A 14,407-nucleotide genomic window follows, 5' to 3' on the forward strand; every position below is an offset into this window, starting at 1 on the left:
TCAAAAAGCGCGCTTCCTGGATGAGATTTTCCAGGAGGTGCGCTTTTTAAATTAGCGTTTAGAACGAACTGACTAATGATTGGATCTTGCTAACAATCCCATTGACGTTGCTGCTTTTAAGGGTGCTAGTGGCATCGCTTGGGGTAGTGGCACTTGAAAGATCATCTAACGTGCTCGAAACCTTAGTCAACTGTGAACTCATAACGCTTCGAGAAACGGCGTTCGCATTGCTCTGCTTAACCTCAGTTTGAAGTGTGTTAACCTGTGACTGGAGGTCAGAAATGCTGGCTTCATACTGGGTCCGATCATTACTACTTTTATAATCCGTTACCGTTTGTTGAAGGTTTTTAATTAAGGCTTGGGTCTCCTTAGATTGTTCCTTTAAACTGGTAATCTGGCCACTTAGTTTACTGTTCTCGGACGTTAACGTTGCCTGTTTGGAAGAAGCTTCCGCAGATGACGCAGCCGCTTTTGAGGAAGCCTCTGCACTAGATGACGCAGCCGCTGAGGAACTTGCTGCCAAACTTGATGAGCTGGCTGCGGCCGCTTCATTTTGCGCATGCTGATGTGCTGAAACACCCCAAATCACAAGGCACAACATGATTAGTCCAGCAATAACGCCATAGATGAGGCGGCGGTGCTGTTGCTTTTTAGCCGGCTTTTGCTGAGGTGTACTACTATTAACGGCTGCCTGACTAGCGGCGGCTGATTGCGGCGCCGATTCAACAACAATCGGGGAGCGCCCGTCTAAATCTGCTTCAGTGTTAACGATAATCAGCGTAAAGTACGCCCGCGCCACGTTGCCGCGGTCGTCCATAACTGCAACGGGAACCTGATGACGGCCAGGAACCGAAAAATCAATATTTTCAAGGTTGGCGTTCAAATGCGGGGTGAGATCAACACCGCGACCATCGACTGCGAGTGCACCGGCTGCTTGAAGTAGCCGGGCGTTTGTGGGACGGTTAAGGGCGTCTGATTTGACAATTCTTAACTCTGGATGATTAAAGGTGATGCGTGGGTTTGTGTTATTTTCCATTACAAGCTCCTTCACTTTAAAAATAAAGTGACGTTTTCGTCTGATATTTATCGTTAATGTATCATAAAATGACGCGGTAGATAATTATGTTTAAGAAATTTGGCGAGAGCTTAACCTTCTTAATGATATCTAATAAAATTCTGTGTTTCGTAGCAGGGAAACCCCGTTAGCAAGCTTTTTTGAAGTGTAAAGAAAAACCTCTTGACACCCTGTTGAGAGTTAGATAAACTAGACAACGTTAAGAAATTAGGGAGGAACTACAAATGTCAGTTAAAATTCGTTTAAAGCGCATGGGTTCTAAGAAGCGCCCATTCTACCGTGTTGTCGTTGCAGACTCACGTTCACCTCGTGATGGTCGGTTCATCGAACAAATCGGGACTTACAACACGTTGGTTAACCCAGCGGAAATCAAGCTTGATGAAGAATTAGCAATGAAGTGGTTGAACGATGGTGCCCAACCTTCAGATACTGTTAAGACAATCTTCTCACGCGAAGGTATCATGAAGAAGTACCACGAAGCTAAGTTTACGAAGTAGTCATTCGAGGTGCAATTTGCATGAACACTTATCAAAGTAATCAATTAACGCAGGATGAAGTGGCCGGCTTGCTGGTCACACTGGTTAAACCACTGGTTTCTCATCCAACGGCGGTTGCAGTGGCCATTCGGCCAAATGATCGGTTTACGGAGTACGCCTTAACGGTGGCACCGGATGATATTGGTGAGGTGATTGGCCGTCATGGTCAAGTTGCCCAGGCCATTCGAACGGTCCTTTATGGGGTTCGGACAACGGATCAAAAACGGAATCGCTTATTGATTGTTGATGAGAATAAGAAAGGGCCTGAGAGTTAATCTCAGACCCTTTCTTTGTAGACAAAAGGAGGGCATATGGCCTTTTACACGATTGGAAAAATTGTTAATACCCAAGGATTAAAGGGAGAAGTTCGGGTGATTTCATCAACCGACTTTCCGGCTGACCGATTTGCGAAAGGGAAGACGGTCTACGTAACGGCCAATGAACAGAGCGCACGGCAAGAAGCGTTAACAATTGCTTCTATGCGAACACATAAATCCTTTATTTTGCTGAGTTTTAAGGGTTTAGCCGACATCAACTTGGTGGAAAAATATAAAGGTGCAGACCTTTTTGTTGCTGGCGAAGACCAACATCCATTACCAGACGGACAGTACTACTATCATGAAATCATCGGCCTACACGTCATTGATGAGCAGCAGCAAGAAATCGGAACGATTTCTGAAATCATGGCCCCTGGCGCAAACGATGTCTGGGTCGTTAAACGACCCGGTAAGAGTGATTTATTATTACCCGTTATTGACCAGGTCGTTAAAACGGTTGATGTCGCTAACGGTGTCGTTCACGTTGAAATGATGGCGGGGTTAGACGATGAGGATTGATATTTTAAGTCTGTTTCCAGATATGTTTGGTCCAATGACGGAATCTATTGTCGGTAAGGCTGGTGAAAAAGGGATTCTGGACATTAACGTGACAGATTTTCGTGACTTTACCAGTGATAAACACCATCATGTTGACGATACGCCTTATGGTGGCGGTGCTGGGATGTTGCTTATGCCACAACCCATTTTTGATGCAATGGATCATGTTGAAGCAGAAGCTGGTGACCGTGGCCGGGTGATTTTATTAGATCCTGCCGGCGTTCCCTTCACTGAGGCGGTAGCAGAAAACTTTGCGAAGGAAGACCACCTGACATTCATTTGTGGGCACTATGAGGGCTATGACGAACGGATTCGGTCACTTGTGACGGATGAAGTGTCACTTGGCGATTACGTCCTGACAGGCGGTGAATTAGGGGCCATGGTCATGATCGACGCCACGGTGCGCCTTATTCCCGATGTGTTAGGAAACACGGCCTCAGCGCCTGGCGATTCATTTAGTAATGGATTGTTAGAGTATCCCCAGTACACACGGCCAGCTGACTTTCGTGGCCAGACCGTTCCTGAGGTGTTAACAAACGGAAATCATCAGTTAATTGCTGAGTGGCGGGAAAAAGAATCACTGCGGCGGACATACCAACGGCGCCCAGACCTGTTAAAGACCGCTAACTTAACGGTGGCCCAACAACGGCTTTTAAACGATGTGATCGACGAGGAGACGCGGGGCTAATATCTGGTGTAAGTACAATAATGTGTAAAGGAACGGCCCTTTACAGGTCATCGTCACTATGGTATTCTTGTTTATGGCAATTTTTGCCCATAATACCGATGTTCCGCTTGTAGGGAGCCTGCAATGAATGTTGAGTTGAAAGGAAGAGCTCAATATGAGACAGAACCAATTAATCGAAAAAATCACCGCTAGCCAACTTCGCGATGACATGCCTGACTTCCGTGCCGGAGACACGGTTCGTGTATACGCACGAATCGTTGAAGGAACCCGCGAACGGATCCAATTGTTTGAAGGGGTTGTTGTTAAGCGCCACGGCGCCGGCATCTCTGCTACGTACACTGTTCGTAAGATCAGTAACGGGATTGGTGTTGAACGGACTTTCCCTGTTAACTCACCACGTGTTGATCACGTGGAAGTTACTCGTCACGGTCGCGTTCGTCGGAGCAAGCTTTACTACTTACGTGCATTGCACGGTAAGGCTGCCCGGATCAAGGAAGCTCGTCGTTAGACGTGTGCCTAAAAAACGTCACTACAATTATGTAGTGACGTTTTTTGTTTGCCATTCAATCCTTAATAAAAAGGACCAGCGCTCTCTTTTACTTTAAGAGAGCGCTGGTCCTTTTTGAAACTCGTGGATTAAGCTTTAATGCTAGTCTTCGATGTTTTTATCACGGTTCGCGTAGAAGGCCCACGCGATACTCCCGAAGACAATTGGACCAGCAAGTGTTGCGATGGCCGTTACCCAATCCTTAACAATAAATGGTTGTAAAATGGTGAACCCGATTCCAATACTGAGCGTGATCATAACAACGGTCACAACGAAAATCATCCACCGGTGTGAGTGATAGGCGACAAATGGCCGTGGTAAGTCTTCACGTTTAAAGTATGGGAAGGCGCCGACTAAGAACAAGTATGGCAGGGTCGTTGAAACGTTACTCATGGACGTTAACACGCTGTAGAAGAACTTGGAGTCCTGGTGCGTTAAAACGGCAGCAGAGGAAATTCCAACGATGAAGACGATAACGGCGGTGGCTTGCATCCACATTGCAAATTCAGGCATGCCGTGACTGTTCAACTTCGTCATTTTCTTTGGCCACAGTTCTTTTGGTGACCCTAAGATGAAGGACTTCAATGGTGAGTAAATTAAAACGAAGAAGGAACCTAAGTAGGCTAAGAACATACTAATCCCAGCAAAACGGGAGAAAATTTGCCCCATGATCCGGGCACCATGACTGGATAAACCAATAGCGTGGCCCAACGAGATCCCGAGGTTTTCTTCCAGAACATAGGTGATGTTCCCTAAGTTAACGTTTGTTTGGTCAATGACTGTGTGCCAGTTAGCGGAAACACCCCAGAGGAAGATGGTCAGTGAATAACCGATCCCAATCACTAAGGTCCCAATCAAAATCCCACGGGGGAACGTTTTTTCAGGTTTGTCTAGTGAGTCGGTAACCCCACCAAGGGACTCTAACCCACCGTAAGCAAAGATGGCATAGATAACGAAACTAATCATGGCAATTGGTGCTTGGAACTGTGTGTTTGGAGAAGTTGCAAAGTCGGAGAAGTGGTGAATTGGTTGTGCTAACGTGAAGTGGTTAGCGAATAAGATAATCAGGCTGGCAACGATCAAAATGACGTTTAACGCCATAACCGCAATCCCACCAACAGATGAAACACGGGCAATGAAGTTCATCCCCCGTGAAGCAGCCCAGGTGATGGAAATAATCCACAGGACGGCTAACAGCGCAATGGTCAGCGTTGAGTTTAACCCGAAAATGTGCCAGCTCGCAGTCGTATCATGGCCGCTAATGATCGTTGACAGGGTGATCCACACCTTTTGGGAGATCATAACCTGCCAGATGATCCAGGCAGATAACCAGATAAACGTGGCGATAAAGGACCACTGTTCACCAATTGAAGCATCTAACCAGGAATAAATCCCACCCTTTGATTCTTTTAATGATGAGCCGTATTCAGCAAACATCAAGCCACTGGGCAGGAAGAAAAGCAGAGCACCGAGAATGTACCAGAAGATGGCACCGTAACCCATCTGTTGGAAGGCTGTTGGGGTGTTCCCAAAACCAAAGATGGTTGTAAAAATCATCAGGACTAACGCCCCAAGTGACAGGGTCTTTTTCTTTTCCATGTGTTCACAATCCTCATTTCACTATGATGACCATGGCTGATCACCACAGAAGTTATTCTTATAAGTTCTCGTCGGTTGAAAAATTAAGTGGTGAAAAATCGGTGCTGGCGGTGACTAGTGTACTGATCAAGTCACGGTAAGCTGATAGTGCGCGCTTAGCTGCTTGATCATTGGCCGCCGTTAGAAAATCCGTTAGTTCAGTGCCTGTAAGTGTCATGGCGGTAGCGTCACTGGCTGCCAGCTGTGAACCAAGCGTCACCCGGAGATCTGTGCGCACCTGTTGATACTGTCGTTCAAAGTGTCGGTAATGTGCGTCCCACAAGGTGCTAGCTAACTTGAACGTCCAGTAAGCACTGGTGGGGGCATACCGTCCGGTTCCACGTTTGTACGCAGTGGGGGTGTCATTGATCGCCGTGTAAAACGGGACGTAGTTGCTTTGGGCAGCGACACCCATAGCGAGCCACTGGACCCCCTTCAGTTCGGTCGGCATGGTTGGCCGGAGTTGAAGGATGTGGGACTCTTGCGTCTTAGCGAGACTAATGGGACGAAAATCATGGGGATGGTGCGCACCACGGCCAACTGGGTCGTAGTCTGTACCCTCGTAATGATTACTCAAGAAATCCTGAACTTCATGAAGGGAAATTTTATGACTTGCCCGACGAATGAAAGGGAGTTCTTCATTAGTAGGTTCCTGATCAATTTCGGGGTTAAACATTCGTTGACCAATCCAAACCCGGGGCGTGTTGTACATTTCATCGCTGACACTATGGGTTCCGAAAATGTGTCGGAAGTTGAACCCTTCACGATCTGGATTCAGGTTGTGATCATTCACAAAGTCCTTAATTCCAGCTGCAAACATAAAGTTATCGGAGTCCGTAAAGTCAACGGTTTGAATGGCCAACTGGTTGGCAACAACGGCATAACCATCATCCGGAATCCGTTGGGCGACCCATTGATGGCCCGCAGCCGTTTCCATGTACCAAGCTTCGTGATCATCCGCAAATAAAATCCCGTTTGATTCCGTTGTTCCGTGCTGTTCGAGGAGGGCACCCAACCGGGCAACACCCTCACGTGCTGTGGTAATGTACGGTAACACGACGGTGACCATGGCCTCTTCCTGGATGCCATCTGCAACAAAGGGATCAGCGGCTAGGACCGTTTCGTTAGAGTAGGCACTTTCTGTCGCTGACATGGCGACGTTAGCACTGTTGATCCCGTCCTCTTCAAACAAACCGTACTTGTCCGTCCATTCAGGGGTTGCGGTGTAACGTAACGCTGTTAACGGTAGCGTCGTTGTAAACCCGTTATCCTTTGACTTATATATGGGCGCAACGGTCGTCGTTTGTTCTTCATGAACGACAAAGTGTTTCGGCCACGAAGCCTTACTGTCCTCGTTTCGGCCAATCATGATGGAGCCGTCGAGTGATGCCTGACGGCCGACCAAAATACTGGTGCATGCAGAGGGGCGCCGCTCGTCATCTGACGTCATGCGCAAAACCTCACTTTCGTTGAATATAATGTATAAATTTGCAAGAACACATTGAATTGATTGTAGCAGAAACCCCGTGAACTGTACATGACCCGACAGCATTTTGCCTGCTGAATAGTTCGCAATTTAATCGCGTGGTGAGCAGCAAATGATTTGGGGAGGCAAAATATTTCTCAAACACCGGTGAACCTAGTGGTCAAACGGTTGGTCCGTGTGGTTTAATTATGAGCGTTAACTAAATCAACTGAAACTAATTCAAGGAGGACACTAATATGGCGCGGATTTTGAAACAAGATGGCCTGATCAAAATTGTGATTTTAATTTTTTCGTCCATTTGTTGTGCCGTCGCACTGAATGAATTTTTAGTGCCGAGTGACATCTTTTCAGGTGGATTAAACGGGATCGCCCAATTACTCCACTGGGGTTTAAACGTTGCCAATCTGCATGTCGCCACCGGGTGGTTTATCCTTGCCTTTAACATTCCGATCGGCATCGTGGGCTGGATCAAAATTGGCCCCCAATTTACCGCGTGGAGTTTTATGAACTCAATTTTAACTGCGTTGATCAGTTTAGTTTTGCCAACAGCCAGCGTGTCCCATAACCCACTATTAAACGCTCTGTTTGGGGGAATCTTAACGGGGATCGGAATTGGTTTTCCGTTTCGTTACGGTTTTTCAACGGGCGGGATGGATATCATTGCACTCATTCTTCAAAAGACGACTGGCGGGAGTATTGGCACATTGACCATGGCCCTAAACTCGGGAATTGTGGCTGTTGCCGGCTTCTTCATTGGCTGGGAAAATGCGCTATTTACCATTATCACGCTATATGCAACGTCACGAATGGTGGATACCATTTATACGCGTCATCAAAAATTGACGGCCATGATCGTGACGCAGCACCCGGATGAAGTGCTTGCGGATTTACGGCGCCACCTGTTTCGTGGAATCACCGTTATTCCGTCAAAGGGGGCATATACAGGTCAGGGGAACACAACGTTGATGGTCGTCATTACCCGTTATGAACTGTATGATCTGCGGACGTCCGTTTCCAACACAGATCCCGATAGTTTCATGAATTTAATGAACACGGTGGACGTTAGTGGTAACTTTTATGATGAGGCTTCACAAGAACGACTCCGCGAGATTGAGCGGAACCGGTAACAGGAGCACAAATTTTTGGTAAAATGGGGTTATTGCAAACAATTAAGTGGGCAACAGCCCTGAATGGAGTTGCGACATGAATGACGAACAATACATGATGGCGATCGATCAAGGAACGACAAGTAGTCGGGCAATGATTTTTGACCATAATGGCATGGTTGTTGGAAAAGCGCAGAAGGAATTTCCGCAGTATTTTCCGCAACCGGGGTGGGTCGAACATGATCCTGAAGAAATCTGGAGCAGTGTACAATCTGTTATGGCGGATGCACTGATCCAGTCAAATATTGCCCCATACAAAATTCGGGGGATCGGCATTACTAACCAACGGGAAACCACCATCATTTGGGATAAAAAGACGGGCCAGCCAATTTATCACGCGATTGTGTGGCAGTCAAAGCAGACCGCCAGCATTGCAAACGAATGGAAAGCGGCTGGGTTAACGGAAATGATCCGTCAAAAGACCGGGCTTGTGGTCGACTCGTACTTTTCTGCGTCAAAAATTAAGTGGTTATTAGACCATGTGGACGGTGCTCGTGAGCGGGCAGAGCGCGGCGAGTTACTATTTGGAACCATTGATACGTGGTTATTGTGGAAGTTGACCGGTGGGAAGGTTCACGCCACCGACTATACCAATGCCAGTCGGACCATGTTGTACAACATTCATGACCTCTCGTGGGATGATGAGTTGCTGGCTGCGTTTGATGTCCCTAAAGCACTGTTACCGGATGTTCGCAGCTCCTCTGAAGTTTATGGTTACACAGCCAATTACACGATGTCAGGTGTTGCCGTCCCGATTTGTGGGATTGCGGGTGACCAACAGGCAGCGTTAGTGGGTCAGACCGCCTTTGACAAAGGAAACGTTAAAAATACGTATGGCACCGGGGCGTTCATCGTGATGAACATTGGTGCCGAACCGACGTTATCTAACCAGGGCTTATTGACGACCATTGCCTACGGGATTAATGGTGAAGTGACGTACGCGCTGGAAGGGTCCATTTTTGTTGCGGGGTCCGCGATTCAGTGGCTTCGTGATGGGATGAAACTGGTGGAAAATGCTGGTGATTCGCAAAAGATGGCGGAATCAGCACCAGAGGATGACCATGTTTATGTGGTTCCGGCGTTTACCGGCTTAGGGGCACCATACTGGGATCAAGACTTACGTGGAGCCGTGTTTGGTCTGACTCGGGGGACGACTAGGGAACAATTTGTTCGGGCAACCTTACAAGCGATTGCGTACCAAACCCGTGATGTTGTGGATACGATGGTGGCTGACACCGGGTTATCCATCAATACACTTCACGTTGATGGTGGTGCCGCACAAAATGATTACCTCATGCAATTTCAGGCTGATATTTTAAATACGACCATCAAACGAGCAAAGATCAATGAAACAACAGCGCTGGGTGCGGCATTTTTAGCTGGTTTAGCCGTCGGTTTCTGGGCCAATCAGGATGAACTGCGTGCCTTGTACGCGAGTGGTGAGCAATTCACCCCCCGAATGGCGCCAGCCCGGCGTGATCATTTGTATGCAGGGTGGCAAACGGCCATTAAGGCTGCTCAAGCATTTGAAACCACGGATTAAGTTAAGGGAAGATAAGGAATTAACATGAAGGAACAGAATTATTCAAAGGGGATTTTTTGGGCGGCCTTTGCCTCCACCATGTGGGGGATTTCAGGGACCATCTTGCAGTACATTTCGCAAACACAAAACATTCCGGCAACGTGGTTTTTATCCGTTCGGACATTGGGGGCGGGGCTTGTCCTACTTCTAATTGGCTTTTTTCAGGAAGGGCGCCATATTTTTGATATTTTCAAATCATGGCGCCAAATCGGTTGGTTGGTTGCGTACGCACTTTTCGGACTGATGGCGAACTTATTTACGTTTTACATGAGTATTAAGACGGGGAACGCGGCGGCTGCCACGATTTTGCAGTATTTAAGCCCGCTGTTCATTGTCTTAGGGGCCTTATTATTCAAACGGGAACGGCCGTTACGCTCAGACATGATCGCGTTTGCGATTGCGCTTGTCGGCGTGTTTTTAGCCATCACCCGTGGGAACATTCACACCTTGTCCGTCCCAGTTGCCTCACTATTGTGGGGGATTCTTGCCGGGGTCACGGCAGCGTGTTACGTGGTCTTGCCACGACAAATCGTTACCGTTCACTCGCCGATCGTTGTACTAGGTTGGGGCATGCTGATTAGCGGTGTTCTTTTTAACCTGTGGCGGCCAATCTGGGTTAATCCACCTAAGATCACCGTTGGCTTGATTCTTTCAATTAGTACTGTGATCTTAGTGGGAACCATCTTGGCATTCTCTACGCTCCTATACAGTTTGAACTTTGCACCATCAGCCGTTATTAGCATTGTGGATGCCGTTCAACCAGTGGTCACATTTATCTTAAGCATCATTTTCTTCCACTTACAGATCAGCACAATGGAAGTCTTGGGTTCTATCTTGGTGGTTGTTGCGGTGTACCTGCTTCAACGGTGGCGCGGCCAGGCAGAATCACAAATTGACCGTAGCAATTAAATTAATTGGTATATACAAAATGTAAGCATCAAAAAAGCTGTGTCCAGATGAACACAGCTTTTTTGATGCTTACATTTTTTTGATGACCCGGTACTGTTTCTTTTTGTCTTCATCAGATCGATTACTCGTGGCGATTTGATCTTGATCAAAAAGAACGTAGGGGTGCCCATCTTGTTCTGAAACAATGACTAAGCTATGGGGATGCTTACTCTTGTAAATCTGGGCGCTTTGATACACTTCGTTATAATCATGTGCGTTGGCGATGGCATCGCCGGGGTTAAACAGGACGCTTTCTTCTATCATGGTAAAACCTCCTTTGTTCCATTCGGGCTCCCTTAAGCATGGTGGTTCGGCGGCAAAAATGCAATCATTCTGCCTTGGAAAGAGCGGCCGGCAGAGCCAAATAATCCTGTAAGTAATGGGCAACACCGTCATGATCGTTATCGACGGTGGTAACGTCTTGCGCGATGGCCTTGATATCGCTGATCCCATTGGCCATTGCGACACCCCAACCGGCGTAATCGATCATGGTCCGGTCGTTATTTTCATCACCAAAGGCAATGATGTCGTCACGGCTAATTTGGTAGGTCTTTGCCAAGAACGCTAACCCAGTGGCCTTTTCAATGCCTTTATGAGCAACTTCAAGGACGGGCCAACTGCCGCCCCAAACGTTGAGATCAATGTGGTCGCCATAGCGGCTGAGCAAGTCGTCAATTAAATTTTGGCGGTGGTGTTCATCAAAGTAAAGGGTCAAGGCAGTGGGATCAGTTGTTAGGTTGGCTTTATTTAAAACCTGTTCACTGGTCAGCCCCTGAGGGAAGAAGTCGATCGTGCCGTCACTAGCATGGTTAGCCCAAACGTGTTGTTTGTTTTCAGCGGCAATCGTTTCAATGCCTAAATCCTGCTGGTGAGCAAGTAGATCTAGGGCAATGTCACGATCAATGGTGTACTGGTATTCTTGCGCCCACGTTTGGTGGGGCCGGTGCCCCAGTGAACCATTGAAATTGATCATTGTGCTCGTGAGGCCGAGCTGATCGTAATATTGCTGTGAAATGCGGTAGGGGCGGCCCGTGACGATACTGACAATGTGGCCAGCAGAAACGGCCTGACGCAGTGTTTGAACGGTCAAGTCTGAAAGCTGTGATTGATTATTCAGCGTTGTCCCGTCAAGATCAAGGGCAATTAATTTTCGTGTCATTATGGGTAAACCTCCTGAGCGAATGCGTGTGGTTAAAACCACGTTAATGCCATCTAATGTACCGTATTTAATGTCCCCCTGCAACTAATGACGTGAAAACGTGACGATAGCAGGATTTCGGTGTAAGATGTGAGGAATACGGTTCGTGTGAGTCCTTAGATGACTCGGCGAACGATCACGATATTAAGGAGTTTGTTAGATGCAATTACCTACGGGATACGAAGAGAAGTACCGCCGTTTGATGGGGGACACCGAGGCAACGGCCTTTTTTCAAAGTTTTGACCAGCCGGTTCGCCACGGGTTTCGGATTAATCCACTGAAAGCCCAATCGAAACCAACTGAACTGTCGTTAGCCGAACCGACCGCCATTTTGAATGGCTTTATTGGCCGGGTCAACGGGCACACGCCAGACCATACAACCGGCGTCGTGTACAGTCAGGAACCCTCAGCCATGTATGTTGGTGCGGTGGTGGACGCGAACCCAAACGAGCGGATCCTTGATTTATGCGCCGCCCCTGGCGGTAAAACGACACAATTAGCAGCTGGCCTACAGCAGACGGGTCTTTTAGTGACCAATGAAATTTTTGCAAAGCGGGCGGCCATTTTGTCAGAAAATGTCGAGCGTTGTGGCATCATGAATGCAGTGGTGACAAATGAGACCCCCGCACGTTTAGCAAAACAACTACCAACGTTTTTTGATAAGGTCGTCGTGGATGCGCCCTGTTCAGGTGAAGGGATGTTTCGGAAGGACCCGGCAGCCATGGATTACTGGACGCCAGATTATCCAGCAACGTGTGCCACACGCCAACGAGAAATCTTAACGGAAGCCGTTAAGATGGTGCGTCCTGGTGGCACACTTGTGTATTCCACCTGTACGTTTGCGCCAGAAGAAGATGAACAGATGATGGCGTGGTTACTTGCAACGTACCCTGAATTTGAACTGGTTGACCTCCCGGCATTACCTGGGTTGGAGCCAGCACGGCCGAGTTGGGCCGATGACGATCCCCGGTTGGCACGCGCCGGCCGGTTATTCCCGCACCACGTTGCTGGTGAAGGGCACTTTGTGGCCAAACTGGTTCGCAAGGCGTCAGAAACCGATGGAGTCAAAAAGTTAAAGCCAGTGGCGTTACCGCGGCCTGATCGGGAAGCAATTGACTTGTGGCAGGCATTTGTGACAGCACATTTACCAGCTGATTGGCACGAACGGACGCTGACGGTGTTTGGTGAGCAACTCTATGCACTCCCAGCCGGGACACCAGATTTAGGCCGGTTACGAATTGTCCGACCTGGGTTGCACCTTGGGACGCTTAAAAAACGGCGGTTTGAACCAGCGTTTGCCTTGGCTTTAGCCATTCACCCTGCTGATTATCAGCCACGCGTGGCGTTAACAACGGCGCAGTGGGCAACCTACGTGCATGGTGACGTGGTGAATTTAACGGATGCAGCCGGCACAACGGGCTGGGCGTTAGCCACAATAAATGGGAACGGCATTGGGTTTGGCAAGGTGGTTGGGAACACGCTAAAAAATGGTTACCCAAAGGGCCTTCGCTTCCAAGCATAATGGCGTTCAACAAATAAGCCTCAAACAAAAACGACTGAAACCTCCAAAGCGGGAGGATTCAGTCGTTTTTTACTGTGGCTTTATCACACATTATAAATGGCGCTGTGCTTTGTAAGAAAGAAGCGTGGGGGAAAGAATGAACGGAACATCGCGGACGGCAGGTGTTGTTGCTGCGCCCGTTAGCGTGTACAACGTGCGTAAGGCCTGTTGCCAAGCAACGATGGTCTCCAGCAGGGCCTGCTGGCCATCGTGCATAAGAACGTGAAGAAATTGACCAGCGACACCAACACAATCGGCACCAAGCATTAAGGCCTTTAACACATCAAGGGGTGTTTGAACGCCTCCGGATGCCGCGATGTGGAGATCGGTTTGGGCCACCTCAAGAAGTGACTCTGGCGTTGTTTGTCCCCAATCAGCCATGTACGTTAACTCTTTTGCGTGGCGTCGTTCATTTTCGATGGTTGCAAAATTAGTCCCACCACGACCACTCACGTTGACATACTGAACACCAACGGCCTTGAGTTGTGCTGCCGTTTCGCGACTCATACCAAAGCCGACTTCCTTAACGATGACCGGAACGGGGAGGGCAGAAACAAGCGCTTCGATTCCGGCTAACCAGTGAAAGTCGGTGTCGCCCTCTGGCATCACAGCCTCCTGTGCCGTATTGATGTGTAATTCAAGGGCGTTTGCTTCAAGCATGTCCACCACGCGCTCTGCGTCAGCGATGGTGTGGCCAGCGCCAAGATTAGCAAATACGAGCCCGTTGGGGTTTGCCTGGCGAACAACGTTAAACGTGGCCACTTGCTGGGGTTCTGCGAGCGCAATGCTTTGCGAACCGACGGCCATTGCGAGCCCAGTGGCGTTGGCCACTTCAGCTAGCTGCTGGTTAATGCGCCCGGTTCGGGCTGAGCCGCCTGTCATGGCTTCAATGTAAAAGGGGGTCGCCATGGACAGACGGCCAAACATGGTGTGTAGATCAACATCAGCTTCTGCTAGCTCGGGTAAGCCCTGATGGATGACGCGAACGTCAGCAAAGGTCTCACTTGTGGTGTACTGGTGTGTCGCAATGGCGAGGTGCTCATCCTTCCGGTGTGCATGTTGTGATTCCGTGGTTTCTGCCATAACGGCCTCCTTTAGTGGATTATT

General features: G+C 48.5%; 15 protein-coding genes. 9 read left to right on the forward strand and 6 right to left on the reverse strand.

The genetic code is table 11. From position 1 onward, the window contains the following. Positions 1–58: 58 nt before the first annotated feature. Positions 59–1,036: a hypothetical protein gene (locus tag ACKTR5_RS00925; RefSeq protein WP_407878394.1), complete on the reverse strand. Its 978-nt coding sequence runs from the start codon at positions 1,034–1,036 to the stop codon at positions 59–61. 263 nt (positions 1,037–1,299) lie between these two features. Here ACKTR5_RS00925 and rpsP point away from each other — a divergent pair, with 263 nt between their 5' ends. From rpsP to rplS, 5 genes are all read left to right on the forward strand, one after another. After that, a complete protein-coding gene (gene rpsP / locus ACKTR5_RS00930) occupies positions 1,300–1,572 on the forward strand; it encodes a 30S ribosomal protein S16 (RefSeq protein WP_407878396.1) in 273 nt (90 codons plus the stop codon). A 20-nt stretch (positions 1,573–1,592) separates the two neighbouring features. Then, positions 1,593–1,886 carry a KH domain-containing protein gene (locus tag ACKTR5_RS00935; protein WP_407878398.1) on the forward strand — a complete coding sequence of 98 codons (294 nt, stop codon included), beginning with the start codon at positions 1,593–1,595 and terminating at the stop codon, positions 1,884–1,886. Between the two features lie 36 nt (positions 1,887–1,922). After that, positions 1,923–2,447 (forward strand): ribosome maturation factor RimM, encoded by a 525-nt coding sequence (gene rimM, locus ACKTR5_RS00940; protein ID WP_407878400.1) that lies wholly within the window; start codon positions 1,923–1,925, stop codon positions 2,445–2,447. Continuing rightward, positions 2,437–3,174 carry a tRNA (guanosine(37)-N1)-methyltransferase TrmD gene (gene trmD, locus ACKTR5_RS00945; RefSeq protein WP_407878402.1) on the forward strand — a complete coding sequence of 246 codons (738 nt, stop codon included), beginning with the start codon at positions 2,437–2,439 and terminating at the stop codon, positions 3,172–3,174. The genes rimM and trmD overlap by 11 nt, the downstream gene beginning before the upstream one ends. Before the next feature lie 154 nt (positions 3,175–3,328). Next, positions 3,329–3,682, forward strand: a complete 354-nt coding sequence (rplS, locus tag ACKTR5_RS00950; protein WP_407878403.1) for a 50S ribosomal protein L19 — start codon at positions 3,329–3,331, stop codon at positions 3,680–3,682. A 141-nt stretch (positions 3,683–3,823) separates the two neighbouring features. On the opposite strand, the gene yjeM is transcribed toward rplS, so the two are convergent. Together yjeM and ACKTR5_RS00960 are read right to left on the reverse strand one after the other, a co-directional pair. After that, a complete protein-coding gene (gene yjeM / locus ACKTR5_RS00955) occupies positions 3,824–5,320 on the reverse strand; it encodes a glutamate/gamma-aminobutyrate family transporter YjeM (RefSeq protein ID WP_407878405.1) in 1,497 nt (498 codons plus the stop codon). A gap of 58 nt (positions 5,321–5,378) precedes the next feature. Continuing rightward, positions 5,379–6,809 (reverse strand): C69 family dipeptidase, encoded by a 1,431-nt coding sequence (locus tag ACKTR5_RS00960; protein WP_407878407.1) that lies wholly within the window; start codon positions 6,807–6,809, stop codon positions 5,379–5,381. 272 nt (positions 6,810–7,081) lie between these two features. Here ACKTR5_RS00960 and ACKTR5_RS00965 point away from each other — a divergent pair, with 272 nt between their 5' ends. The 3 genes from ACKTR5_RS00965 to ACKTR5_RS00975 all read left to right on the forward strand — a co-directional run bounded on the left by ACKTR5_RS00965 (position 7,082) and on the right by ACKTR5_RS00975 (position 10,502). After that, positions 7,082–7,972 (forward strand): YitT family protein, encoded by an 891-nt coding sequence (locus ACKTR5_RS00965; protein ID WP_407878409.1) that lies wholly within the window; start codon positions 7,082–7,084, stop codon positions 7,970–7,972. Between the two features lie 76 nt (positions 7,973–8,048). Then, positions 8,049–9,554, forward strand: a complete 1,506-nt coding sequence (gene glpK, locus ACKTR5_RS00970; RefSeq protein ID WP_407878410.1) for a glycerol kinase GlpK — start codon at positions 8,049–8,051, stop codon at positions 9,552–9,554. Positions 9,555–9,578: 24 nt separating this feature from the next. Further along, positions 9,579–10,502 (forward strand): DMT family transporter, encoded by a 924-nt coding sequence (locus ACKTR5_RS00975; protein WP_407878412.1) that lies wholly within the window; start codon positions 9,579–9,581, stop codon positions 10,500–10,502. Positions 10,503–10,571: 69 nt separating this feature from the next. Here the strand turns inward: ACKTR5_RS00975 and ACKTR5_RS00980 are convergent, their stop codons facing one another. Both ACKTR5_RS00980 and ACKTR5_RS00985 read right to left on the reverse strand, forming a co-directional pair. Continuing rightward, positions 10,572–10,805: a hypothetical protein gene (locus ACKTR5_RS00980; protein WP_407878413.1), complete on the reverse strand. Its 234-nt coding sequence runs from the start codon at positions 10,803–10,805 to the stop codon at positions 10,572–10,574. 64 nt (positions 10,806–10,869) lie between these two features. Next, complete coding sequence (locus ACKTR5_RS00985; RefSeq protein ID WP_407878415.1) at positions 10,870–11,700, reverse strand: Cof-type HAD-IIB family hydrolase; 831 nt, start codon at positions 11,698–11,700, stop codon at positions 10,870–10,872. Between the two features lie 199 nt (positions 11,701–11,899). Between ACKTR5_RS00985 and ACKTR5_RS00990 the strand changes: the two genes are divergently transcribed. Next, positions 11,900–13,261 (forward strand): RsmF rRNA methyltransferase first C-terminal domain-containing protein, encoded by a 1,362-nt coding sequence (locus ACKTR5_RS00990; protein WP_407878417.1) that lies wholly within the window; start codon positions 11,900–11,902, stop codon positions 13,259–13,261. Between the two features lie 90 nt (positions 13,262–13,351). On the opposite strand, the gene fni is transcribed toward ACKTR5_RS00990, so the two are convergent. Continuing rightward, the gene (gene fni / locus ACKTR5_RS00995; RefSeq protein ID WP_407878419.1) at positions 13,352–14,383 is read right to left on the reverse strand and encodes a type 2 isopentenyl-diphosphate Delta-isomerase; all 1,032 of its coding nucleotides are present in this window, start codon (positions 14,381–14,383) and stop codon (positions 13,352–13,354) included. Positions 14,384–14,407: the final 24 nt, after the last annotated feature.

Origin of the sequence: Furfurilactobacillus entadae (assembly GCF_045862745.1) — a bacterium.
In the GTDB taxonomy this organism is placed as follows: domain Bacteria; phylum Bacillota; class Bacilli; order Lactobacillales; family Lactobacillaceae; genus Furfurilactobacillus; species Furfurilactobacillus entadae.